The 22,476-nt window shown below is 73.2% G+C and carries 19 protein-coding genes, 1 tRNA gene and 2 pseudogenes; 8 read left to right on the top strand and 14 right to left on the bottom strand.

Going from position 1 to position 22,476, the window contains the following annotated elements:
• Nucleotides 1-266: 266 nt before the first annotated feature.
• The 7 genes from pheA to HB370_RS20030 form a co-directional block, all read right to left on the bottom strand.
• On the bottom strand, nt 267-1,199 hold the full coding sequence (gene pheA, locus HB370_RS20060) for a prephenate dehydratase (RefSeq protein WP_030786203.1): 933 nt from the start codon (nt 1,197-1,199) through the stop codon (nt 267-269).
• Between the two features lie 175 nt (nt 1,200-1,374).
• Entirely contained in the window at nt 1,375-2,655 is a 1,281-nt protein-coding gene (efeB, locus tag HB370_RS20055; RefSeq protein WP_030786201.1) for an iron uptake transporter deferrochelatase/peroxidase subunit, read from the bottom strand.
• Nucleotides 2,656-2,663: 8 nt separating this feature from the next.
• Entirely contained in the window at nt 2,664-4,994 is a 2,331-nt protein-coding gene (locus HB370_RS20050) for a copper resistance protein CopC (protein WP_030786198.1), read from the bottom strand.
• 13 nt (nt 4,995-5,007) lie between these two features.
• Nucleotides 5,008-5,475, bottom strand: a complete 468-nt coding sequence (locus HB370_RS20045) for a copper chaperone PCu(A)C (RefSeq protein WP_030786196.1) — start codon at nt 5,473-5,475, stop codon at nt 5,008-5,010.
• On the bottom strand, nt 5,472-6,128 hold the full coding sequence (locus HB370_RS20040; protein ID WP_030786194.1) for an SCO family protein: 657 nt from the start codon (nt 6,126-6,128) through the stop codon (nt 5,472-5,474). Before HB370_RS20040 ends, HB370_RS20045 begins: the two co-directional genes overlap by 4 nt.
• A 104-nt stretch (nt 6,129-6,232) precedes the next feature.
• Nucleotides 6,233-6,961: a YcnI family protein gene (locus HB370_RS20035; protein WP_030786193.1), complete on the bottom strand. Its 729-nt coding sequence runs from the start codon at nt 6,959-6,961 to the stop codon at nt 6,233-6,235.
• 172 nt (nt 6,962-7,133) lie between these two features.
• Nucleotides 7,134-7,982 (bottom strand): hypothetical protein, encoded by an 849-nt coding sequence (locus tag HB370_RS20030; RefSeq protein ID WP_030786191.1) that lies wholly within the window; start codon nt 7,980-7,982, stop codon nt 7,134-7,136.
• Nucleotides 7,983-8,188: 206 nt separating this feature from the next.
• Here HB370_RS20030 and HB370_RS20025 point away from each other — a divergent pair, with 206 nt between their 5' ends.
• A complete protein-coding gene (locus tag HB370_RS20025) occupies nt 8,189-8,632 on the top strand; it encodes an ATP-binding protein (protein WP_030786188.1) in 444 nt (147 codons plus the stop codon).
• 25 nt (nt 8,633-8,657) lie between these two features.
• Here the strand turns inward: HB370_RS20025 and HB370_RS20020 are convergent, their stop codons facing one another.
• Together HB370_RS20020 and HB370_RS20015 are read right to left on the bottom strand one after the other, a co-directional pair.
• Nucleotides 8,658-10,142 (bottom strand): aminopeptidase P family protein, encoded by a 1,485-nt coding sequence (locus HB370_RS20020; RefSeq protein WP_030786186.1) that lies wholly within the window; start codon nt 10,140-10,142, stop codon nt 8,658-8,660.
• Nucleotides 10,143-10,316: 174 nt separating this feature from the next.
• Nucleotides 10,317-11,834, bottom strand: a complete 1,518-nt coding sequence (locus HB370_RS20015) for a PP2C family protein-serine/threonine phosphatase (RefSeq protein WP_208974421.1) — start codon at nt 11,832-11,834, stop codon at nt 10,317-10,319.
• Between the two features lie 492 nt (nt 11,835-12,326).
• Between HB370_RS20015 and HB370_RS20010 the strand changes: the two genes are divergently transcribed.
• Both HB370_RS20010 and HB370_RS20005 read left to right on the top strand, forming a co-directional pair.
• Complete coding sequence (locus tag HB370_RS20010) at nt 12,327-12,992, top strand: bifunctional DNA primase/polymerase (protein WP_030786182.1); 666 nt, start codon at nt 12,327-12,329, stop codon at nt 12,990-12,992.
• Between the two features lie 55 nt (nt 12,993-13,047).
• Nucleotides 13,048-13,626, top strand: a complete 579-nt coding sequence (locus HB370_RS20005; RefSeq protein WP_244405574.1) for a hypothetical protein — start codon at nt 13,048-13,050, stop codon at nt 13,624-13,626.
• A 285-nt stretch (nt 13,627-13,911) separates the two neighbouring features.
• Here the strand turns inward: HB370_RS20005 and HB370_RS20000 are convergent, their stop codons facing one another.
• From HB370_RS20000 to HB370_RS19990, 3 genes and pseudogenes are all read right to left on the bottom strand, one after another.
• Complete coding sequence (locus HB370_RS20000; protein WP_030786177.1) at nt 13,912-14,874, bottom strand: DUF5926 family protein; 963 nt, start codon at nt 14,872-14,874, stop codon at nt 13,912-13,914.
• A 651-nt stretch (nt 14,875-15,525) separates the two neighbouring features.
• Nucleotides 15,526-16,107 (bottom strand): annotated as a pseudogene (locus HB370_RS19995) (ATP-binding protein); the annotation flags it as partial.
• A 74-nt stretch (nt 16,108-16,181) separates the two neighbouring features.
• On the bottom strand, nt 16,182-17,009 hold the full coding sequence (locus HB370_RS19990; protein WP_030786171.1) for a glycerophosphodiester phosphodiesterase: 828 nt from the start codon (nt 17,007-17,009) through the stop codon (nt 16,182-16,184).
• A gap of 236 nt (nt 17,010-17,245) precedes the next feature.
• Between HB370_RS19990 and HB370_RS19980 the strand changes: the two genes are divergently transcribed.
• The 3 genes from HB370_RS19980 (at nt 17,246) to HB370_RS19970 (ending at nt 19,280) form a co-directional block, all read left to right on the top strand.
• On the top strand, nt 17,246-18,757 hold the full coding sequence (locus HB370_RS19980) for a trypsin-like peptidase domain-containing protein (protein ID WP_030786169.1): 1,512 nt from the start codon (nt 17,246-17,248) through the stop codon (nt 18,755-18,757).
• A 67-nt stretch (nt 18,758-18,824) separates the two neighbouring features.
• Nucleotides 18,825-18,911, top strand: a tRNA-Ser gene (locus HB370_RS19975).
• Nucleotides 18,912-18,995: 84 nt separating this feature from the next.
• The gene (locus tag HB370_RS19970) at nt 18,996-19,280 is read left to right on the top strand and encodes a hypothetical protein (RefSeq protein ID WP_030786167.1); all 285 of its coding nucleotides are present in this window, start codon (nt 18,996-18,998) and stop codon (nt 19,278-19,280) included.
• Nucleotides 19,281-19,434: 154 nt separating this feature from the next.
• Here HB370_RS19970 and HB370_RS19965 read toward each other — a convergent pair whose 3' ends face one another.
• On the bottom strand, nt 19,435-19,677 hold the full coding sequence (locus HB370_RS19965; protein WP_208974420.1) for a hypothetical protein: 243 nt from the start codon (nt 19,675-19,677) through the stop codon (nt 19,435-19,437).
• Between the two features lie 57 nt (nt 19,678-19,734).
• Entirely contained in the window at nt 19,735-20,610 is an 876-nt protein-coding gene (locus tag HB370_RS19960; RefSeq protein WP_030786162.1) for a bifunctional DNA primase/polymerase, read from the bottom strand.
• Nucleotides 20,611-21,356: 746 nt separating this feature from the next.
• Here HB370_RS19960 and HB370_RS19955 point away from each other — a divergent pair.
• Nucleotides 21,357-21,566 (top strand): annotated as a pseudogene (locus tag HB370_RS19955) (lipid-transfer protein); the annotation flags it as partial.
• Between the two features lie 216 nt (nt 21,567-21,782).
• Nucleotides 21,783-22,340 carry a SigE family RNA polymerase sigma factor gene (locus HB370_RS19950; protein WP_030786156.1) on the top strand — a complete coding sequence of 186 codons (558 nt, stop codon included), beginning with the start codon at nt 21,783-21,785 and terminating at the stop codon, nt 22,338-22,340.
• The last annotated feature ends 136 nt before the right edge of the window (nt 22,341-22,476 follow it).

The raw sequence follows: 22,476 nt of genomic DNA, 5'->3' as shown, positions 1-22,476 counted from the left end.
TTGATCACTGCGGAAAGTCTCGCCAGGCCGAAGAATTCCCGGCCCAAACGTCGTCGACGCCCACTTTCGGGTGGAAAACGGTCGCCCTGAAAGATGAACCAACGGAAACAGGTGGACGAAGGGTGGGTCGGGGAGCGGTGGCACGGGTCGGCTCCCGTAGGGCGATTTGTCGACCCTGTGCCCGCCGCCTGTCGACTTGTCCCCAGGTCGAGAAGGGCACCTGTGGATAACTTCTGTGGATAACGTTCGTCAGGCCGTATGACCGGTCAGAAGCGGCCGTCCTGGCAGCGCGCCACCCAGTCCGCCGCCGCCATGAACTCCTCGTCCGACGTCCCCGGCAGGGTCGGCCGGGCCTCGTCCGGTGTCATGTTCGCCTGCGGATACGAGCCGAGGAATCGCACCTGGAGGCAGATACGCCGCAGTCCCATGAGGGCCTCCGCCACTCGCCGGTCGGCGATATGACCCTCGGCGTCGATGCAGAAGCAGTAGTTGCCGATGCCCGCGCCGGTCGGCCGGGACTGGAGCAGCATCAGGTTGATGCCGCGCGAGGCGAACTCGCCGAGCAGGTCGCGCAGCGCGCCGGGGTGGTCGTCCCGCTGCCACAGCACCACCGAGGTCTTGTCGGCACCGGTGGGCGCGGCGGGCCGGGCCGGGCGGCCGACCAGCACGAACCGGGTCTGCGCGTTCTCCGCGTCGTGGATGCCGGTCTCCAGCGCCTCCAGGCCGTACCGGGCGGCGGCGAACTCGCCCGCGAAAGCCGCGTCGTAGCGGCCCTCCTGGACCAGGCGGGCGGCGTCCGCGTTCGAGGCGGCCGACTCCCAGACCGCGTCCGGGAGGTGGGCGCGCATCCAGTTGCGCACCTGCGGCTGGGCCGCCGGGTGGGCGGAGACCGTCTTGATGTCCACGAGCTTCGTGCCGGGCCGGACCAGCAGCGCGAAGGTGATCGACAGCAGCACTTCGCGGTAGATCATCAGCGGTTCGCCCGCGACCAGCTCGTCCAGGGTGGTGGTGATGCCGCCCTCGACGGAGTTCTCGATCGGCACGAACGCGGCCTCGGCCTCGCCGGCCCGGACCGCGTCCAGCGCCGACTGCACCGACACGTACGGGATCAGCTCCCGGGTGGCCGCCTCCGGAAGCGTGCGCAGGGCGACCTCCGTGAAGGTGCCCTCCGGGCCGAGATAGGCATAGCTCGCTGGCATGGTCCTCACCCTAATGGCCGCGGAGGGACCCGGCGCGGGTGTCTCGGGAATACCACTCGGCCGGGTGGTTTGAACCTGGTTCGTCCACCAAGCGGCCCCTCGTGCGTCCCTCACGCGACCCCTCGAGCGGCCCGTCCCTCGAGCGGCCTCCGGTACGGCCCTCGAACCGCCGTCGTCACCCCTCGAGCAGCCGCTGACCCACGTACTCGCCCTTCGCCGCCCCGCCCGGCACCGCGAACAGTCCGCTCGCCTCGTGCCGGATGAACGGGGACAGCGCGTCGCCCCGGTCCAGCTTGCGCTGCACCGGGACGAAGCCCCGCAGCGGATCGGCCTGCCAGCAGATGAAGAGCAGACCGGCGTCCGGGGTGCCGTCCGCGTCGATGCCGTCGTGGTAGGAGAAGGGCCGCCGCAGCATGGCCGCGCCGCCGTTGCGGTCGGGCCGGGTGATCCGGGCGTGCGCGTTGAGCGGGACCAGGTAGTCGCCCTTGGCGTCGGCCTTCTCCAGGTCCATCGGGGTCGTCTCGGTACCGCCGGACAGCGGTGCCCCGTCGGCCTTGCGCCGCCCGATGACCTGCTCCTGGGCCGTGGTCGACAGCTTCTCCCAGTCGTCCAGGAGCATGCGGATGCGGCGGACGACGGCGTAGGAGCCGTTCGCCATCCACGCCGGCTCGCCGGAGGCGGGCACGAAGATCCGCTTCTCGAAGTCGGCGTCCGACGGCTTCGGGTTGCCGGTGCCGTCGAGCTGGCCCATGAGGTTGCGGGCCGTCATGGGGTGCGCGGTGGCCCCCGGGCTGCGGTTGAAGCCGTTCATCTGCCAGCGCACCCGGGCGGCCGACCCCGCGTCCTTCTGGATCGCGCGCAGCGCGTGGAAGGCCACCAGGGCGTCGTCCGCCCCGATCTGCACCCACAGGTCGCCGTCGCTGCGGGCTTTGTCGAGCCGGTCGGAGGAGAAGTCCGGCAGCGGGTCCAGCGCGGCCGGCCGCTGCTTCCGCAGCCCGGTCCGGTCGAAGAAACTGCGGCCGAAGCCGAAGGTGACGGTCAGCGAGGACGGCCCCGCGTCCCGGGCCACGTCGGTGTCGTCGTGCGGGGCGGGCTCGCCCGCCATCAGCCGCTCGGCCGTGACCGACCAGCGGCGCAGCAGGGCCGCCGCCTCCTTGCGGCCCGCGCCCGGCACCAGGTCGAACGCGACGAGATGGCCGCGTGCCTGGAGGCCCTCGGTGATGCCGGGCTGATGTTTCCCGTGAAACATCGCCCGGCCGGCACCGAGCGCGGTCAGCGGGGTGGCCCCGGCGGGCGCGGCGGCATAGCCCACGGCCCCGCCGGCCGCGCCGAGCGCGAGCCCGGTGGCACCGGCGGTGCCGAGCAGGGCGCGCCGGGAGACACCGCTCGTGCGGGCCCCCGGCTCCGCCGCCGACGTGTCGGGGGTACGGACCTGGGAGAGGGACTGCTCGGGCATGGTGCGGTTCAGCCGATCTGCGCGTTCTTGGAGACGGTGGCCTGGTCGATGTCGGAGGTGCGGACCGTGACGGCGATCCTCCAGTTGCCGGCCACGGGGAGCTGCACCCCGTTCGCCGACCAGTGGCCGGTGGTGATGTGGTCCGGGTTCACCGGGAGCGGGCCGATCTTCTGCGCCTCCAGGGTGAAGGAGACCTTCACCTCCGGGACGTCGAAGGCCCGGCCGTTGGGCCGCTGGACGTAGACGTGCATCGTGTTGCCGCCCACCCGCGCGGGGTCGAGGTCGACGCGGACGACGCCCTTGCCGTCGGTGCCGCCGGTGTCGAACGGCATGTCCAGGGTGAGCGCGCCGGAGGCCGCCGAGGTGCCGGAGCCGGCCGGGGACGAGGCGGCCGCCTTGGCCTCCTGCTCGGTGCGGCCCGGCTCGGTCTGGGTCAGCGCGGTGGTGACGGCGAGCAGCACCAGGGCGACACCGGCCTCGGCGAGCACCGAGCGGCGCAGTCCGAAGCGGTTCTCGTCGGCGTCGCGCAGCCGCTTCCGCCGAGCGGCGTCGACGGCCGCGCGCTGCCGGGCGAGCTGGGCGGCCCGCCGGGCGTCACCGGGGTCACCGGCCGTCCGGTCCGCGTCGCCGCCACTGGTGGGGCCGCTGGGCTTCCGGTCCGCGTCGCCGCCACTGGTGGGGCCGCTGGGCTTCCGGTCCGCGTCGCCGCCACTGGTGGGGTCGCTGGGCTTCCGGTCCGCGTCGCCGCCACTGGTGGGGTCGCTGGGCTTCCGGCCCGCGTCGCCGCCACCGGTGAGGTCGCTGGGCTTCCGGTCCGTGCCGTCGTCACCGGTGGGTCCGTCGGCCTTCCCGGCCGTGCCGCCGCCACCGGTCGTCGTGGCGGCGGGGACCTGCTCTCGGGCGCCGGCGGGCGTGCTGCGCTCTTCCCGGGCCGGGGCCGGCTGTCCGGCGTCGGCGGCCGGGACCAGGCCCGTCCGCTCCGGCTCGGCGTCACTGTCCGGGGCCCGCTCCATCCGGGCGTCGACGGCCCGGACCGAATCCGTCGTCTCCTGTACGGCGGCGTCGGCCGGACCCCGGTCCGTCCCCTCCCGCTCCGCGTCCCCACTCCGGTCGGTGAGCCGTCCCGTCCACCGGCGGGACAGGCCCGCGATGCCGACCAGCACCGCCACCAGGGCGATCTTGGCCAGCAGCAGCTGCCCGTAGCGGGTCTCGGTGAACGCCGACCAGGAGCCGAGCTGCCGCCAGGACTGGTAGACGCCGGTGACGACGAGCGCGAGGACCGAGCCGAAGGCCAGCCGGGAGAAGCGCCGGACGGCGGCGGCCTCGACCGGCTGCTCGGCGGGCGCCCGGTACAGCGCGGTCAACAGGGCGGTGAGCCCGCCCAGCCAGGCGGCGACGGCCAGCATATGGACGACGTCCACCGGCATGGCGAGGCCCGGCTGGAGTCCGGTGGAGGCGTGCTCGGCCATGGCCCAGCTGGTGGCGAGCCCGGCCGCGACGACCACTCCGCCGACCGCGAGCCCGAAGGTCAGGTCGCGCTTCTCGGTGACGTCCTCGCGCCGGGTGTAGGTGCCGAAGAGGACGGCGACGAACAGCGCGGCGGCGGCGAGCAGCAGCAGCCGGGAGACCAGCGCGGCCCCGGTCTTGGTCTGGAGCACCTGGCCGAGCAGGTCCAGGTCGAAGACGTCGGCGAACCTCCCGGAGGAGGTGTACGAGCCGCGCAGGAGCAGCAGCCACAGGGTGGCCGCGGTCAGCGCGATCCAGCCGCCGACGACGAGCCGCTGCACGGCCCGTACGCCCGCGCCGCGCTGCCAGCAGGCGAGCACGAAGGCCGCGCCGCCGGCGAGCACGAGGAAACCGGCGTACGACACGTACCGGCCGAACGCGTAGAGCCCGCCCACGACTCCGCCGCCCGCGGCCGGCGCGGTGCCGGTCACGACGGTCTGCGAGGGCGCGCCGACGGAGAAGGTGTAGGCGCCGGCGACGGGGTGGCTGTCCGCGGAGACGACCTGGTAGGTGACGGTGTAGGTGCCCTTGGCCAGGCCGCTCTTGAGCTTCACGGCGTACGTCGTCCCGCTCACGTTGGCGGGGCTGCCCGTCTGCACCGGCTTGCCCCGGGGGTCGAGGACGCGCACGGAGTCGTCACCCATGGCCACCTTCTCGGAGAAGGTGAGCGACACCTGGGTGGGTGCCGTGCCGGCCACCACCCCCTGCGCAGGGTCGCTGCCGGTCAGCGCCGCGTGGGCGGAGGCGGGCGAGGCACCCGCCAGCAGCGCGCCGGTGACGGCGAGCAGGAGCAGCAGCAGGGCCCGCGGACGGGGGGCGGTGGTCCGGTTCACGGTGGTCCCTCCCTCAGTGGCCGGTCGACGGGTTGTACGTCGCGGGCTTCACCGGCATCTCGACGGTGAGCGGCCCGGACTTGGCGAAGGTGAGCTTCACGCTGACCGTCTGGCCCTGCTTCGGCGCGCGCTTCAGCTGCTCGAACATCAGGTGGTTGCCCCCGCTGCGGAACACCAGCCGGCCGTGCGCCGGTATGCGGAAGGACGACTCCTCCGCCATGGCCCCGCCGGTGGTGCTGTGCATGGTGACCTGCCCGGCGACATCGCTGCTGACCGAGGTCAGCTCGTCGCCCGCCCCGCCCTTGTTGGTGATCGTCAGGAATCCGGCGGCCATGTCGGCGGAGACGGGCTGGGGCATGTACGGAGAGCTGACGGACAGCTCCGCCGTCTTGGAGCCCGAGTCCGCCGCGGACTCCGAGCAGCCGGTGAGGGCCAGCGCGGCGGCGAACGCGCCCGCGGTCAGGACGGCCCGGCGCCTCACGGGTTGGCTCCCTTGACGAGCTTGGGCAGGTCCCTGGTGTAGTCGTCGGCCGAGGCGTTCTCGCCGTAGAGGACGTACCCGGCGTCGGTCTTCGGGGAGAAGGCGACGACCTGGGTGCCGTGCATGGAGACGAGCTTGCCGTTCTTGTCCTTCTTGGTCGGCTCCACGGCGATGCCGAGGGACCGGGCGGCGGCCTGGACCTTGGCGAAGTCGCCGGTCAGGCCGATGAACGCGGGGTCGATGCCCTTGAGCCACTTGCCCAGCTCGGCGGGGGTGTCGCGGTCGGGGTCGGTGGTGACGAACACGACCTTCAGGGCGTCCTGCTCGGCCTTGGGCAGCGCCTTCTTGGCGACGGCGATGTTGCTCATCGTGGCCGGGCAGATGTCCGGGCAGTGGGTGTAGCCGAAGTAGACGAGGGTCGGGTGGCCCTTGGTCTCCTGGCGGAGGTCGTACTTCTTGCCGTGGGTGTCGGTGAGGACCAGGGCCGGCTTGTCGAACGGCTGGTCGAGGACGGTGGCGGGCCTGTTCGATTCGGTGCCGCCCGAGACCACGGCGATCGGTGCGTTGTCGTCGTCGTTCCCGCTGCCGCAGGCGGAGAGGGTCAGGGTGGCGGCGGCGAGCAGCGCCGCCGCGGCGAACGTCTTCTTGCGCATAGGAAAATGTCCCAGATGTGTGAACTCCGGTGCGCACCGGGGTCGCGCGAAGCCGCGCGGGGACGGCCCCCGCGCGACGCCCGGTACGCGCTGTGGAACGAGGATCAGGCGGCGGTGCGGCGGCGGCCGGCGAAGACGCCATAGGCCACGCCTGCGATGCCGATGACGATGCCGGCCACGCCGAGCACGCGCGCGGTGGTGTCGGAACCGTCACCGGAGTCCGCGGCGGCCGTGTTCTCGGTCTTGCCGGTCTTGTCGGTGGCGTCCGCGGCGCTCGCCGAGCCGTGCTCGTCCTCGTCGGCGGCGGCCAGCTTCAGCACCGGGGCCGGGTTCTCCGGCTCGTCCTGGCCCTCCTGCGGCACCTCGATCCAGCGGACCACCTCCTTGTCGGAGTAGGTCTGCAGGGCCTTGAACACCAGCTGGTCGGTGTTCTCGGGCAGGGCGCCCAGGGAGAGCGGGAACTTCTGGAAGAAGCCGGGCTCGATGCCCTTGCCGTCGGCGGTCCAGGTGACCTTGCTGACGGCCTCGTCGATCTTCTCGCCGTGCATGGTCATCGGCTTGTCCAGCTTGGACTTGGTGACGGTGGCCTTCCAGCCGGGCACCGGCTGCGGCATGACCGAGGCGATCGGGTGGTCGGTCGGCAGGCTGATCTCGACCTTGGTGGTCGAGGCGTCGTCGCGCTCGTTCGGGACCTTGACGTCCACGACCGCGTAGCCGCCCTTGGCCGCGGTGCCCTCCGGCTGCACGGTGACGTGCGCGAACGCGGGGACGGACAGGGCGAGGACGGCCGAGCCGGCGGCGACGGTGGCGGCGGCGATACGAGAAGCCTTCATGGCAGGGAGTACTCCACTCCGGGTGAGATGCGTTGGTGATCGGGAGTACGCGTACGCGAGGCCGTGCCGTTCGAAGCGGCCGGTACCGGTGTGCGCACGCGCGCGTGCCGCACGACGGCGGCGCCTCCCGGCCGGCTCTCTCGGATCCGGTCGCGGTGGTCGTCGCGTCGTGTCAGGCGGCGAGGAGGAAGGCGGCGGCGGGCGGGCCGCGCCGGATCACCGTGTGCTGGAGTACGGCGGTGTGCGGGGCCGGGGTGTCGTCCCGGTCGGTGCGGTGGCCGCGCGGGCCGGTCCCGGCGTCCGGCAGCAGTCCGGCGCACAGGGCGCGCACCAGCGCGAGCGCGGCGCGCAGGGACCGTATGAGCGCGGTCTCGGCGACTCCGTGCGCTCCGTGCGCGGACAGTTCGATCAGCCGCAGTACGGCCAGGTCCCCCCGGCGCAGCAGCCAGCCGGCGGCGACGGCCGCGAGCACGTGGCCGAGCAGCATCGGCAGCGAGGGGAGCAGACCGGCCGAGGCGCCCGCGGCGTCGTGGGCGTGCTCCAGGGTGCCCAGGGCCGGCGTCGGCCGGCCCGAGCGGTCGATCAGCCGGGCGTCGAGCAGCAGCCGGTAGGCGTGCCCGGGGGTGAGGGACGACGGGGTCGACCCGCACAGGAGCCGGGTGGCCTGGTCCACCAGCGCGCGGTCGCTCAGCGCGGAGCCGGTGGACCCGGCGGTCATCGCCGCCGTCGGTGCGGCCATCGCCCCGTGCTGGCCCAGCCCGAACAGCGTGTGCAGCACGGTCTGGCCGAGGGCGAGCAGCGCGGCGATGCCCGGCAGCGAGCGGACCCGCCCGGTGAGCGGGGCCACGAGCAGCAGACAGCCGAGGAAGCCCGCGCCGAGCGTCCACAGCGGCACGCCCGCGCAGGAGGCCAGGGTGTGCCCGCCCGCGGCCAGCGCGACGCAGGCCGCGGCGAACACCGCGGCCCGCAGGATCCGGAGCCCGGCTCCGGGGCGCGCCGTGCGCGGGTGGGGGGCAGTCATGGCGGGCTCATCATCCCACTGCCCTCCGCCACTGCCTACGGCAGGTCGGCCGAGCCGCCCCCGATCACCGGTTCGACCCGCCCATACACCGATTCCGGCCCCGGCGCATCGGCCATCTGGGCCCGGTCACGCGGACGGAGTGCTTATGGTCGCCCACGCGCGGCAATACGTAACGGTATGTCGAGCCGCGGCCAGGAGGCTGGAGCATGAGCATCTGGTGGTCACTCCATCTGCGGCGCGAGGCCGCGAGCGTGCCGCTCGCGCGACGGCTGCTGATCGGCACGATGGAGACGGCGGGCGTCGACCCGGACATCTCCTACGACCTGTCGCTGGCCCTCACCGAGGCCTGCGCGAACGCGGTCGAGCACGGCGGGGACGCCGCGCCCGGTGCCTCGCAGGCCTACCGGGTGACGGCGTACCTCGACGGGGAGAAGTGCCGTATCGAGGTGGCCGATTCCGGGCCCGGTCTGCCCCGTGCCCAGGACTTCGAGCCGGCCCGGGCGGACGCCGAGCACGGGCGCGGCCTGTGCCTGATCCAGGAGCTGACCGACCACCTCCACATCGGGGCGAAACCCGGTCTGGGCGGGACGGTGGTCAGCTTCGACAAGATCCTGAAATGGACGAAGGACCCCTCGCTGCTCACCGCGTGAGCGCGAGGGGTCCTTCGTCACCGGATCAGCCCTTCAGCGTGGCCATCCACGCCTCGACCTCGTCCGAGCGGCGCGGCAGCCCCGCGGAGAGGTTCCGGTTGCCGTCCTCGGTCACGAGGATGTCGTCCTCGATGCGGACGCCGATGCCCCGGTACTCCTCGGGCACGGTGAGGTCGTCGGCCTGGAAGTACAGACCCGGCTCGACGGTGAGCACCATGCCCGGCTCGAGCGTGCCGTCCACGTAGGTCTCGGTCCGCGCGGCGGCGCAGTCGTGGACGTCCATGCCGAGCATGTGCCCGGTGCCGTGCAGGGTCCAGCGGCGCTGCAGGCCCAGCTCCAGGACGCGCTCGACCGGGCCCTCGACCAGGCCCCACTCGACGAGCCGCTCGGCCAGCACGCGCTGGGCGGCGTCATGGAAGTCGCGGTACTTGGCGCCCGGCCTGACGGCCGCGATCCCGGCCTCCTGGGCGTCGTACACGGCGTCGTAGATCTTCTTCTGGATCTCGCTGTAGGTGCCGTTGACGGGCAGCGTGCGCGTGACGTCGGCGGTGTACAGGGTGTGCGTCTCCACGCCGGCGTCCAGCAGGAGCAGGTCGCCGGAGCGGACCGGGCCGTCGTTGCGGACCCAGTGCAGGGTGCAGGCGTGCGGGCCGGCCGCGCAGATGGAGCCGTAGCCGACGTCGTTGCCCTCCACGCGCGCGCGGAGGAAGAAGGTGCCCTCGATGTAGCGCTCGGAGGTCGCCTCGGCCTTGTCGAGGACCTTCACGACGTCCTCGAAGCCGCGCACGGTGGAGTCGACGGCCTTCTGCAGCTCGCCGATCTCGAACTCGTCCTTGACCAGGCGCATCTCGGAGAGGAAGACGCGCAGCTCCTCGTCGCGCTCGGCGGTGACCTTGTCGGTCAGGGCCGCCTCGATGCCGGCGTCGTACCCGCGTACCACGCGGACCGGGCCGGTGGCCTCGCGGAGCTTGTCGGCCAGCTCGCGCACGTCGGCGGCGGGGATGCCGTAGAGCGCCTCGGACTCGGTGAGGGAGTGCCGGCGGCCGACCCACAGTTCGCCCTGGCCGGAGAGCCAGAATTCGCCGTTCTCCCGGTTCGAGCGGGGCAGGAGGTAGATCGTCGCCTCGTGGCCGTCGCCCTTGGGCTCCAGGACCAGGACGCCGTCCTCGGTCTGGTTGCCGGTGAGGTACGCGTACTCGACGGAGGCGCGGAAGGGGTACTCGGTGTCGTTCGAGCGGGTCTTGAGGTTGCCCGCCGGGACGACCAGGCGCTCGCCCGGGAAGCGGGCGGAGAGCGCGGCGCGGCGGCGCGCGGTGTGCGCGGCCTGCTCGACGGGCTCCAGGTCACGCAGCTCCGTGTCGGCCCAGCCGGACTTCATGTTTTCGGCCAGCTCGTCGGAGACGCCCGGGTACAGGCCGTTCTTCCGCTGCTTGACCGGCTCCTCGGGCTCGGTCTCCGGGCCCTCCGCGGTAGCGGAGTCGGGCACAGCCGGGTTGAGCTCGTCGGACACGTGATCCTCCTCGATACGCCAGTGATCTCCCCCGGGGCCCGTGCGCTCCTGCTTGTGGCCGAGCGGGGCCTCCATCATCGTACGGTCGTACCGGGAGCGGGCGGGGGCGGATGACCTGTTATGCCCGGTCATACCGGTCGGCCGGAACCGTCGCCGGGACCGTCGTGGGAACCGTCAGTCGAAGCGGGCCGCCAGCAGCACCACGTCCTCCTCGCTGTCGGCCGTGTCCAGGCCGTCCGGCAGGACCGTGCGCAGGACGTGGTCGGCGACGGCCCCCGGGTCGTGCCGCAGAGCGCGCGGCACGCCCGCGGCGGCCGCGTGCAGCCGGGCGAAGGCGCGGTCCATCGGGTCGCCGGTACGGTGCAGCAGCCCGTCGGTGTAGAGCAGGACCGTCTCGCCGGGCTCCGTCCGCACCTCGGCGCTGGGCGCCTCCCAGCAGGCGAGCATGCCGAGCGGCGCGGAGACGGAGGTCTCGGCGAACTCGGTGCGCCGCTCGCCGATCAGCAGCGGCGGGCTGTGCCCGGCGCCGGCCAGGGTGATCCGGCGCAGCGCGGGCTCGCAGTAGGCGAACAGGGCGGTGGCCGAGCGGGCCGGTTCGGTCAGCCGCAGCAGCAGCTCCAGGTCGGACAGGACGGCGACCGGGTCCTCGCCCTCCATCACGGCGTACGCGCGCAGGGAGGCGCGCAGCCGGCCCATCGCGGCCACCGCGCCGGGCCCGGAGCCGGTGACCGAGCCGACGGACAGGCCGAGCGCGGCGTCCGGCAGCGGCAGGGCGTCGTACCAGTCGCCGCCGCCGCGCGCGCTCGTGCGGTGCCGGGCGGCGAGCCGCACGCCGGGCACCCGGGGCAGCCGGGAGGGCAGCAGCCCGTCGGTGAGGGTCGCCACGCACGCGCGCGTGCGTTCCACTTCCAGCAGCCGGGCCAGGTGCTCGGTGGCGTGCCGGACGTACAGCCCGGCGAGATGGCGGCGGTGCTCGTCCGGCTCGGCCGGTTCGTCGTAGAACCACACGGCGGCGCCGAGGCGGCCGGCGGAGTCGGTGGCGAGGGGCAGGGCGTAGCTGGCGGCGTAGCCGAGACGGACGGCCACCTCGCGGTGGCGCGGGTCGAGGCCCTCCTCGGCGAGCAGGTCGGGGTGGACCAGCTCGGCGGTGCCGCAGGTGTCGTACGGCAGTGAGTCGCGCGGCACGGTCTCCATGTGGCCGAGGTCGGCGCGGCCCAGACCCAGGCCCAGGCTGGTGCGGGGGCCGAGACCGTCGGCGGGGTCCAGGGCGACCAGGCCGCGGCGGGCGCCGACCAGGGCGGCTCCGGCGCGCAGCAGCTCGTGCAGGGCGGGGTCGAGCGCGCTGGTGCGCGAGAGGCGCTCGGTGAGTTCGTGGAGGGTCGTCAGATCGGAGACCCAGCCGGCCAGCCGGTCCTGGAGCAGGGTGCCGGGGGCGGGCGAGTGGGGAGCGGGGACGGCGGGGGTGCCCGGGACGGAAGGGGCGCCGGGGGCGGGTGGGACGGGCGTCGCAGTGTGGGCGGGAGTGGGAACTGTTGAATCGATTCCAGCCACTTTCGGAGGGTGCGGGGCGTTCATGGTGTCCGGCTTCCAGACCGGCGCGTATTGCTGGAAAGCATCGCAAACCCCCATGTCATTCTGCGCCGCTAGCAGTGTCTCCACATGTACACGCACTCGTGAGGGGATGTCCAGCATTGTCCTGCGGGGATTCCTGGTGTCCAAGAGACCCGAGGGGTTTTGCCCGAACCCCTTGCCTTACCGGCAAGTTGGCTGAAAACTGCCTTAGGTATCGGTCCATTGCGGTCGACTGGCTCTGCTCCACGGAGCGTCACAACGGTCGTGATGGGTACGTACTCGGAGAAGGCCAGGGGTGGTTGGGGGCCACCCGGAACCTGGCGACGGACCCGGGCGTCATAGCCACCGACGACCGAGCCCCATCCTCCCGTGGCGGAGGCGGAGAGAAACACGCGCGACGCAAAACGCCAGACTTCGCCACCCCACGCCGCGGCCGTGCTTTTGATAGACGCACTATGGACGCGGACGCGGCCCACGCTCGACCCCCCTTGGGGTTCCCATGCCGTGCGCGGGGTGTGATGCGCCATCAGGTACGCACAGTGAAGTGATCGACACATGGTGTGATGTAGCCCACGGTGTTGCCAGCGGTGCAACGGAAAGGAACGAGCGCTCATGCGCGAGATCCTCGGAAGGCGACGCAGGCTCCTGTCCAGGCGGAACGGCGGGAAGCCCGAGCTGCTCGGCGCGGCCCTGACCTTCGCGACGGAATGGCAGTGGCCGGTACTCCCCGGTGTGGCGCCGGACCCGCAGGGGCGGGCCCGCTGCGCCTGCCCCGACCCGGAGTGCACGGTCCCCGGCGCCCACCCCTTCGACCCCGGACTGCTCGCCGCCACCACCGACGCGCGCATGGTGCGCTGGTGGTGGACCAACCGGCCGAGCGCTCCGGTCATCCTGGCGACCGGGGGCCGGGCGCCCTGCGCGGTCAGCCTGCCGGCCCTCGCGGCCTCCCGCGCCCTCGCCCTGCTCGACCGGCGCGGCATGCGGCTCGGCCCGGTGGTCGCCTCGCCCACCCGCTGGGCGCTGCTGGTGAAGCCGTACTCCATGGAACAGCTCGGCGAACTGCTCTACGCCAAGGACTTCGTCCCCGGCTCCCTGCGCTTCCACGGCGAAGGCGGCTATCTCGCCCTGCCCCCGTCCGAGACCGGCCAGGGCGCCGTCCGCTGGGAGCGCGCCCCGCTGCCCGGCTCGGCCGTGCCCTGGGTGCCCGATGTGGAGGCCGTGGTGGACGCCGTGGTCGACGCCCTCACTCGTACGGGTGTGAGCGCGCCGGAGTTGTAGGGGTGTCGGGCGCTGCCGGGGCGGGCGGGGCCCGCCCGCTCGTTATCTTCCGGACATGCTGCGTCATTCCGGTGGCCACCGCGCCCCACAGCCCCGCCACCGCGGGCGGCGCCCGCGCAGGCCGCGGCTGCTGCTCGCCCTCGGGGCCGTCGTGGCGACCGCGGCCGCGCTGCCGCTGACCGTGGCGTCCGCGGGTCAGGTGGGCGAGGCCGGCCGGAGCGCCGTACCGACCGCTGTCCGGGCCGACGCCAAGACCGGCGCGCACGGCGCTCGCCGCTCCCCCTTCCTGCTCGGCATCGGGCTCGCCACCGCCGCCCGCTGCGGCCCGGCGCTCACCTCGCCGGACGGCATCGAGGCCCAGACCTGTGTGCTGACGCAGGGCGAGGACACCTGGGCGCGCACCTACTACCGCAACGCCACGGGCAGAGCGCTGGATTCGCTGCTGAGCATGATGGGACCGGGCGGCCGGACCGTCCAGACGCGCTGCGCCACCGGGACCGACGACGAGCCCGCGACCTGTGAGACACCGCGCGAACACCTTCGCGGCCGGCCGGACGCCTACACGGCCGTCACCGAGTTCGCCGAACGGGGCGGGAACGGCGCGCTGCTGCTCCGCTCGGGCAGCAACACCTGAGGCGTCCCGGGCAGTTGACGCTCCGCCCGGTTCCGTACACCGGTGCGGGTACGTCCGGGGGCGTGGCCGCGGGCATGGAAAGGCCCGGTTGCTGGCGACGGGGGATGCACCAGCAACCGGGCTACAGGAACCGTAACAAGAGATCGGCGGTTCGCAAATTCGGTCTTGCCGATTCGGACACCGATTTTCCGGGAGAAGCGCCGGGTTGTGACACGAGTCACCCTCCGCGCGGCCCGGAGGCACGGCCCGCCGCCCGGTCGGCCGTGCCTCCCCGCGTACGGCGCGTCAGCTGAGCGTGACCTGCCGGTTGGTCAGTCCGCCACGGGCCCGGCGCTCCTCCGGAGTGAGCGGTTCCGCCACGGCGAGGGCGGCGGCGAGACGCTCGGCGAACTCGGCGGCCGGCTGCTCCACGTCCTTGGCCGAGATTCCGCTCGGCAGGTCCCAGACCGGCACGGTGAGGCCGTGAGCACGGAAGGAGCCCACGAGCCGGGTGCCCTCGCCGAGGCTGGAGCGGCCCGCCGCGTGCAGCCGCGCGAGAGCGTCCAGAAGCTGCTCCTCCGGGTGCGGCATGACCCAGCGCAGGTGGTTCTTCTCCGGGGTCTCGCACCAGTAGGCGGCGTCCACGCCGGACAGCCGCACGGTCGGGATCGCGGCGGCGTTGGCCCGCTCCAGGGAGGCGGCCACCTCCGGGGTGGCGTTCTCCGCGTCCGGCACCCAGAACTCGAAGCCGCTGTGCACGACCGGCCGGAAAGCGCCCTCCGGGTCCAGCAGGTCCTGCAGCCGCGGGCCTTCGGCGGGGGCGCGGCGGCCCTGCACCGGGGTGCCCGGCTCGGCCTCCAGGGCGCGCAGCAGGGTGTCGGCGAGGTCGCGGCTGATGTCGCCGGACGCCGTGTCGTTCTGCAGGCCGAGCAGGATCGAGCCGTCGTCCCGGCGCAGCGCGGGCCAGGCCATCGGCAGCACCGTGGCGAGCGTGACCGACGGGACGCCCTCGGGCAGGCCGTCCCGCAGGGTCAGTTCGGCCGTCGCGGCCGGGACCAGCTCGCGCAGCGCGACCCAGTCGCACTCGCCGGGCAGTCCCTCGAACGGGCGGTGCACCAGCTCGGTCGCGGCGTGCGCGGCGGCCCGGCCGTGGCAGGCCTTGTAGCGCCGGCCGCTGCCGCAGGGGCAGGGTTCGCGAGCGCCGACAACCGGGATCTCCCCGTCGATCAGCTGCGGCTTGGCCTTCGTCTGGGGGCGCTTCTTGGCCATGGTGGGTGTCTCCCGGTTACGGCGCTTCTCGTACGTCGGGAGCCTAGCCGTTCGGACCCCGAGCGACGGGAACCTGTGGACAACGTACGGGCGCTCGACGGCTGGGAGGGGGAACGGGGAACAGCCGGTCGGGGCACGGCGGTTCCTGTCCGCGCCGCCGACGCCCGCCGGTGGACGCGTACCGGGGTGCGACCGTGCCCGTCTTCACTGGCCGGGGGCTGCCGGCAGCACCGGCGGCCCGTGCCGTGTCGGTCGCGGTCAGTCCAAGTCCTCGAACGCGTCGGCGAAGTCCAGGCCGGACAGGTCCGGCAGGGACAGGCCGGAGGCGGTCAGACCGGGGGTGGTCCGGCCGGGCAAGGGCACGTCCGGGGTGGGCATGCCCGTCGGCCTCGTGTCCGATACGCCCGCCAGCCTCGTGTCCGGTATCCCCGACAGGGCCGCCTCCGATATGCCCGTGCGCGGCGCGTCCGGGGCGGGCCCGTCCGGCAACGTGCCGTTCACGGAGGGCAGGTGAGGCAGTGGCACCTCACCGGCCGACGCACCCGACAGGGCGGCTGCCGGGGCCGCCGACGCACCGGGCAGTGCCGCCTCGGAGGCCGCCGCCACGCCTGGCAGCGCCGCCAGCTCCGGGAGCGGTGTCCTCCCCGTCCTGGGCCGGGTGACGCGCGTAGCGAACGCGTCATAGGGGTGGCCCGCATCGGGATCGTGGACGTCCCCGTGGACCAGCACCCAGACCGTCACCTCGCCCTCGACGTCGTCCCGGACGCCCCAGTCGTCGGCGAGGGCCGTGATGATGTTCAGTCCGCGCCCGCCGTGCGCGGTCACCGACGGTGTCGCCGGCGCCGGGCGGGTCGGGCCGCCGCCGTCCGTGACCTCCACGAGGAGCCGGCCGCGCGCGTCGACCCGCCAGGCGGCCCGGACGTCACCGTCCCCGGCCGGCGCGTCCCCCAGGGGCCGCCCGTGCCGGCAGGCATTGCTCAACAGCTCCGAAAGGATCAGTACGGCGTCGTCGATGACCGACTCCGCCACGCCCCCGCCGCGCAGCTGCGCCCGCATCCGGTGCCGCGCCTCCCCCACGCCCGCAGGGCCATGGGGTACGGCCATGCTCGACGACGTGGGCACTTCCTGTGCCACCATCAACGCCACCCCCGAGACCTCCTTCGCCCCACGCCACGGTGTGGATGCCCCCTTGGCCTGTACCGGAAACCGGCCAGTCCTCTTCCGGTGACGCATTCGTCACGGCCGCACACGCGTCGAACGCGCCGGTGCACTCCCCGTGACCGAGGCCGGCCGGTGCGGCCGGTCGTTCAGCGGCCCAGCCGGTGGAGCACCGCGCGCGGGCGGTTGGTGATGATGGCGTCGACGCCCAGCTCGACGCAGAGGTCGACGTCCTCGGGCTCGTTCACGGTCCACACGTGGACCTGGTGGCCGGCCTGCCGCAGCCGCTCCACGTAGGCGGGGTGGTTGCGCACGATGCGGATCGAGGGCCCCGCGATGCCCACGCCCGCGGGGAGCCGGCCGTCGCGCAGCCGGGGGGAGACGAACTGCATCAGATAGACCGTCGGCAGGGTCGGTGCCGCCGTGCGCACGCGGTGCAGAGAACGGGCCGAGAAGCTCATGATCCGGACCGGCGACTCGGCGGCGGAGGCCGGCGCGGCGAGGCCGAAACGGTTCAGCAGGGTCAGCAGCCGCTCCTCGACCTGGCCCGCCCAGCGCGTGGGGTGCTTGGTCTCGATGGCGAGCTCCACCCGGCGGCCGGCGTCCGCGACCAGCTCCAGCAGCCGCTCCAGGGTGAGCACGGAGGTGGCCTCGCGGTCCTCCGGCCGGTGCTCCCAGTCGGGTTCCTCGTCCCGCCCGTGCCAGGCCTCGCGCGTCTTCCAGGAGCCGAAGTCGAGCGCGGCCAGGTCGGCCAGTTCCAGCGCGGAGACCGCGCCGCGGCCGTTGGAGGTACGGTTCACCCGTCGGTCGTGGACGCAGACCAGGTGGCCGTCAGCGGTCAGCCGTACGTCGCACTCCAGGGCGTCGGCGCCGTCCTCGATGGCCTTCCGGTAGGCGGCGAGGGTGTGCTCGGGGGCGTCTTCGGAGGCGCCCCGGTGGGCGACGACCTGGATGGAGCGCTGTGGTGCGTGGGTCACCGCGTCATGGTGCCATCGTCGCCGGGCAGGCGGGGCGGGATGAGGCGTTCAGACGACGAACGAGCGGTGCCCTGATCGCTTATATAACTTTTACGGTGAATGCCCCAACAGATCCTATATAAAGAGGACCGCCGGACCCACAGCCACGGCTTATGGTGCTCTGACGGCCCGTGGGAAAAGCTGACCGCAAGACCAGTGCGACCGACGACAACAGGCGTGGACCGAGGAGAAGAGCTGTGAGCACCGAGAACGAGGGCAACGCGGTACCCCCGGCGCCGTCCGCACCTCCCGTGCCGGTGGCCTCTCCCGACGCTTCCCCGCAGGGCACCGCGCCCGAGGGGAACGCCCAGGGGGCGCCCCGCCCGCCCGTGCCCCAGGAGAACCCGGCGGCCCCGGCGGGCCAGGGTACGGGTACGGCTCCGGCGGGCCAGGGCGCGGCCCCGGCCGGTTCGGCCCCCGACGGCTCCTGGCCGCCCCCGCCCCAGGCCACCCCCTCCTACGGCTCCTATGGCGACGGAGCCGCGTACGGCGCCGGCGGCCCGGTCTACGGCGGCGATGCCGGGAGTCCGGGTGCCGGCGGTCCGGGCGCGGGCTGGGGAGCTTCCTGGCAGCAGCCCGCACCCAAGCCGCGCGGCGGCCGCGGCGGCCTGGTGGCGGCGGTCCTGGTGGCCGCGCTGGTCGCGGGCGGTCTGGGCGGCGGCCTCGGCTACACCCTGGCCAAGGACCGGGACGACCGCGGCTCCACCACGGTCTCCGCCCCCGACAGCGCCACGCAGGTCAAGCGCGCGCCGGGCACGATCGCCAACGTGGCCGCCAAGGCGCTGCCCAGCACGGTGACGATCCAGGCCGAGAGCAGCGACGGCGAGGGCGGCACCGGCACCGGATTCGTCTTCGACACCCAGGGCCACATCGTCACCAACAACCACGTGGTCGCGGAGGCGGTGGACGGCGGCCGGCTCACGGCAACCTTCCCGAGCGGGAAGAAGTACGACGCGGAGGTCGTCGGCCACGCCCAGGGCTACGACGTCGCGGTCATCAAGCTCAAGAACGCCCCCTCCGATCTGCGACCGCTCGCCCTCGGCGACTCCGACAAGGTGGCCGTCGGCGACGAGACCATCGCCATCGGCGCGCCCTTCGGCCTGTCCAACACGGTGACGACGGGCATCATCAGCGCCAAGGACCGTCCGGTGGCCTCCAGCGACGGCAGCTCCACCAGCAAGGCGTCCTACATGAGCGCCCTGCAGACCGACGCGTCCATCAACCCGGGCAACTCCGGCGGCCCGCTGCTGGACGCCTCCGGGGCGGTCATCGGCATCAACTCCGCGATCCAGTCCACGGGCAGCGGCGGCTTCGGCTCCGGTCAGTCCGGATCGATCGGCCTGGGCTTCGCCATCCCGATCAACCAGGCGAAGTACGTCGCCCAGCAGCTGATCAAGACCGGCAAGCCGGTGTACGCCAAGATCGGCGCGTCCGTCTCCCTGGAGGACTCCTCGGACGGCGCGAAGATCACCGACCAGGGCACGGGCGGCGCCGCGGCGGTGGAGTCCGGCGGCCCGGCGGACAAGGCCGGCCTGAAGCCCGGTGACGTCATCACCAAGCTCGACGACCACGTGATCGACAGCGGACCCACCCTGATCGGCGAGATCTGGACCCACCAGCCCGGCGACAAGGTCACGATCACCTACAAGCGGGGCGGCCAGGAGCGCACGGCGGACCTGACACTGGGCGCGCGCGAGGGCGACAGCTGACGGGGCCGCCCGCCACGGCCGACGGGCCGGTAATCTGTACCCGCGCCGTCGGCCTCCGCCGGCGCGGGGAGGCGTGCCCGAGCGGCCGAAGGGAACGGTCTTGAAAACCGTCGTGGCAGCGATGTCACCGTGGGTTCAAATCCCACCGCCTCCGCAGAGGTTGTAGATGTGCGGCCCGAAGGGGCGCTCCTTGAACGAGGGGCGCCCTTTCTGCGTAGGGGGTGTTGACGTGAAAAGCATGGCCGCCAGGGTGCGGGTGGCGGGTCTTGTCGTCGCCTACACCGCCTTGGCCGACGCGACCAACGCGTGTGATGCCGTGGACGAGGTGGTCGTGGCCGCCGATGACTGGGCGGGTGCCAAGAGCCTCCTCCGGTCCTGTGGTTACCTGGGGATTCCGACACGAGCCACGAGCGGCAGGATTCCGGCGGACGCGGTCGGGGCGGCCCTCAGCGATCCCGGCACGGTCTTCCGGAGGCGCTTCCGGGCGGACACGCCGTGGGCACCCGCCGAGAAGCGCGTCTGAAGCGACACTCCTCCTGCCGGGACCGGGGCCCGGCGGCAGCAGCGGGGGTGCTCGGAACGGTGGCCGAGGACCGAGCTGAGGCACACAGAGCGGGGCAGGACGGCAACCAGTGAGCCGGTCGTACGGTCCCGGTCTTCGTCGAGGCGTGGTGCGGCTACTCCACCGCCGGGTCCTCCTGGGCCTGTCGTACCGCGCGGCGTACCGCCTGTTCGACCTCGTGGGGGTCGGTGCCGGTCGCCTCGGCCCGGGCGGTGATCGCCTCGTGCACCGCGTCCGAGGCCGCGCAGAAGCGGCGCCGCTGCTCGTCGTACGCCTCGCCGGTCAGGCCCGCCAAGCGGGCGCGTTCCTCCTCGGCGGTGCGTTCCAGCCTGATCAGTTCATCCGGTATGTCCGTCACGTTCGGATCGTAAAAGGGTTCGCGCCTCGGCGCCTGCCCAGCCGCCCGGGGACCCGTTCAGTGGTCCTGGTGCCCGGTCATCCGGGCCGCCGACGCGATCGTGGCGCGGGCCTCGCGCTCCGGCAGGCCGGTCGTCCGGGCCGCCTCGGTCAGGGCGTCCGCCAGGGCGGGGCCGATCCCGGTCTCGTAGGCACGGCAGGCCGCCCAGAACAGGCGGGTGTTGCGCTGGCCCACGTGCGCGGTGAGGACGAAGTGGACCAGGCCGTGCCCCTGGTCCCCGGGGGCGGTCGGCGCCGGGTGGCGGGGCCGGGGAGGGGGGACCAGAAGGCGGAGCAGGGCCGGTGGGCAGGGGGCCGGGGGCAGCCGGGCCGTGCCGGGGGCCACGGCGTAGACGCCGTGGTCGGTGCGGGAGCCGGGGCCCACCAGGTAGCCGCCGGCGCCCCGGATGTCGATGCCGGGGGCGAGCCGGCCGGCCGAGTTGGGGACCACGGTGTCCGGCGGGCCGGTCAGCCACAGGTGGCGGCCCCCGCTGGGGGTGAGTACGACGACCGTCCCCGGGATCGTGAACTGGTGGCGCAGGGCCAGTTCACGCAGGGCGGCGGCGGAGTCCGTGCCGGACTTGGTGTCCAGGTCGACGCCGATCAGGTGGTACGGCGCCAGCCCGCAGGCGATGCCGTAGCCGGTGGCCCAGGGCGCGGCGGCGAACAGGGCACGGACGCGCCCGGGGTCGGTGGTGGCGTCGTACACGCCGTGGCCGGGGCGGCCGCAGGCGCCGTGGCAGGGCGGTCCGGGCGGTGCCGGGTCGTCGCGGTGGGGGGAGCGCAGGGCCGGGAGCTTCGTCCGGGACAGGGGGATGACGGCCAGGCCGCGCTCGGCGGCGGACAGGGCGTGCGCGAGGGCCAGTGCCGTGGCCTGCCGGTCGGTGGTGGCCATGACCCCATGGTCGTACATGTGTTCGAGGAAAGGAAGGGTGGATATCGGTTACGCGTCGGCGGGTGGGGGTGGCATGGAGCTGCGCCGGAACGATTCACCCCTTGTGCTACTTGGCGGGAGAAACGTCGCATCTGCCCCCTCTCGGAGATAAAGCGGCTAAAGATGCCGATAGGGGTTTATCGACTTGTCATCACGCTTGAGTGCGAATCATGGCTTCCGGAGTGGTTCGCCGGGGAGCCGCTGGGCAACTCTGGTTGCGCGACGTCGTCCACGATCGTCGAGACGGTCGGCCAACCGCCTCGACACGGACAGCGGTTCACACACTTCCGGCCCTCGGGCCGCTCAGTGCTTGGTTTGGAGGAACACATGGCAAGCGTCCGTACCGCCCGCGTTCTCGCCGCCGTCTCCGCCCTGCCGCTCGCGGCCGCCCTCCTCGAACCAGAGCGATACCGCGCAGGTCAATCGTTCCGCGTGGGCCGGCGTCCAGCAGAGCGACCGCGACGGCTCCGTCGACTTCACTCCCCTGTGGGGGTGAGCCCGTAGGAGGTGAGTCCGTAGGGGGTGAGCCTGTAGGGGGAGGCGACTGTGCATGGGGGTGAGTCCGTGGGGGTGAGCCTCGGCTGAGGTCCTTCGTGGGGAGGGGCCTCGTGGGGTGTGCTTCAAGGTCGTGACACGACCGCGCGGCGGTGCTTCGGCGCCGCCGCGCAGTCGTGTCCGGCGACCTTGGCAGTCCCGCGGATCTGACGGCGGACTTCGTGGCCGAGCGGCGGCTGCCGCTGAACACCCACGGGGGCCGGCTCGGGGAGGCGTACCCGCACGGCATGAACGGCATCGCGGAGGCGGTACGGCAGCTGCGGGGCACGGCCGTGAACCAGGTGCCGGGGGCCTCGCGGACCCTGGTGACGGACGGTGCCGGGGTACCGGCATCAGGGCTGGTCCTGACGGCGGACGGGTGAGTCCTCGGGGGCGTACTCTACGGCTCCTCGGGTGCGTACCCGGTGACTCCTCAGGGGCGCATCCGGCGGCTCCTCAGGGTCGTACCCGCAGACCGGACAGGCCCGTGCTCCACCTTCAGGAGGTGGTGGCAGCCCTACCCCTACAACCTGAGGGGGACCCGTCTTCAGGACCTGCGGCCGATACCCGGCCGGGGTCCCCACTCCTAGCGTTGAGGCATGACCACACCCGTCTGCACCAGCGCCTCGGCCGCCGCCGCACCCAGGCGGCAGACTCCCCTCTACCCGACGTTCGCGGCGTACGTGCGGGCCCGCCAGCCCGTCCTGCTGCGCACCGCGCGCTCGCTGACCGCGAACCCGAACGACGCCGAGGACCTGCTGCAGACCGCGCTGGCCAAGACCTATGTCGCGTGGGAGCGGATCGAGGACCACCGGGCGCTGGACGGCTATGTGCGCCGGGCGCTGGTGAACACCCGCACCTCACAGTGGCGCAAGCGCCGGGTGGACGAGTTCGCCTGCGAGGAGCTGCCCGAGCCCGAGCCGCTGCCCGTGGGCGAGGACCCGGCCGAGCGGCAGGCGCTGCGCGACGCGATGTGGCGGGCGGTCCTGCGGCTGCCGGCGCGCCAGCGGGCCATGGTCGTCCTCAGGTACTACGAGGACCTGAGCGAGGCACAGACCGCCGAGCTGCTCGGGGTGTCGGTGGGCACGGTGAAGTCGGCGGTCTCCCGGGCCCTGGGCAAGCTGCGAGAGGACCCTGAGCTGGCCCCGGCCCGCTAGAGCCTTCCGCCCGCGGTGACCACCGCCCCGCCGGTGAACTCCGCTCACGGTGACCGGAGCGTGACGCACCCCCTAGTGACATACCGCGTGGTATGCGCGCAGAATCAGCGCAACCTCTACCACCGCGTAGGCAATG

This window comes from Streptomyces sp. DSM 40868 (genome assembly GCF_011820545.1).
Classification (GTDB): domain Bacteria; phylum Actinomycetota; class Actinomycetes; order Streptomycetales; family Streptomycetaceae; genus Streptomyces; species Streptomyces eurythermus.
The sequence above is the reverse complement of the archived record's forward strand: the minus strand, read 5'-3'. Positions and strand labels throughout refer to the sequence as shown.

What these genes read in the sequence shown, in the direction of transcription:
- HB370_RS19960 (WP_030786162.1), bottom strand. Translation starts at nt 20,610, where the DNA reads ATGGCCACCACCGACCGGCAGGCCACGGCACTGGCCCTCGCGCACGCC.
- HB370_RS19950 (WP_030786156.1), top strand. Translation starts at nt 21,783, where the DNA reads ATGACCACACCCGTCTGCACCAGCGCCTCGGCCGCCGCCGCACCCAGG.
- HB370_RS20000 (WP_030786177.1), bottom strand. Translation starts at nt 14,874, where the DNA reads ATGGCCAAGAAGCGCCCCCAGACGAAGGCCAAGCCGCAGCTGATCGAC.
- HB370_RS19970 (WP_030786167.1), top strand. Translation starts at nt 18,996, where the DNA reads ATGGCCGCCAGGGTGCGGGTGGCGGGTCTTGTCGTCGCCTACACCGCC.
- HB370_RS20035 (WP_030786193.1), bottom strand. Translation starts at nt 6,961, where the DNA reads ATGAAGGCTTCTCGTATCGCCGCCGCCACCGTCGCCGCCGGCTCGGCC.
- HB370_RS20010 (WP_030786182.1), top strand. Translation starts at nt 12,327, where the DNA reads ATGCGCGAGATCCTCGGAAGGCGACGCAGGCTCCTGTCCAGGCGGAAC.
- pheA (WP_030786203.1), bottom strand. Translation starts at nt 1,199, where the DNA reads ATGCCAGCGAGCTATGCCTATCTCGGCCCGGAGGGCACCTTCACGGAG.
- HB370_RS20015 (WP_208974421.1), bottom strand. Translation starts at nt 11,834, where the DNA reads ATGCTGGACATCCCCTCACGAGTGCGTGTACATGTGGAGACACTGCTA.
- HB370_RS20040 (WP_030786194.1), bottom strand. Translation starts at nt 6,128, where the DNA reads ATGCGCAAGAAGACGTTCGCCGCGGCGGCGCTGCTCGCCGCCGCCACC.
- HB370_RS20005 (WP_244405574.1), top strand. Translation starts at nt 13,048, where the DNA reads ATGCTGCGTCATTCCGGTGGCCACCGCGCCCCACAGCCCCGCCACCGC.
- HB370_RS20025 (WP_030786188.1), top strand. Translation starts at nt 8,189, where the DNA reads ATGAGCATCTGGTGGTCACTCCATCTGCGGCGCGAGGCCGCGAGCGTG.
- efeB (WP_030786201.1), bottom strand. Translation starts at nt 2,655, where the DNA reads ATGCCCGAGCAGTCCCTCTCCCAGGTCCGTACCCCCGACACGTCGGCG.
- HB370_RS20030 (WP_030786191.1), bottom strand. Translation starts at nt 7,982, where the DNA reads ATGACTGCCCCCCACCCGCGCACGGCGCGCCCCGGAGCCGGGCTCCGG.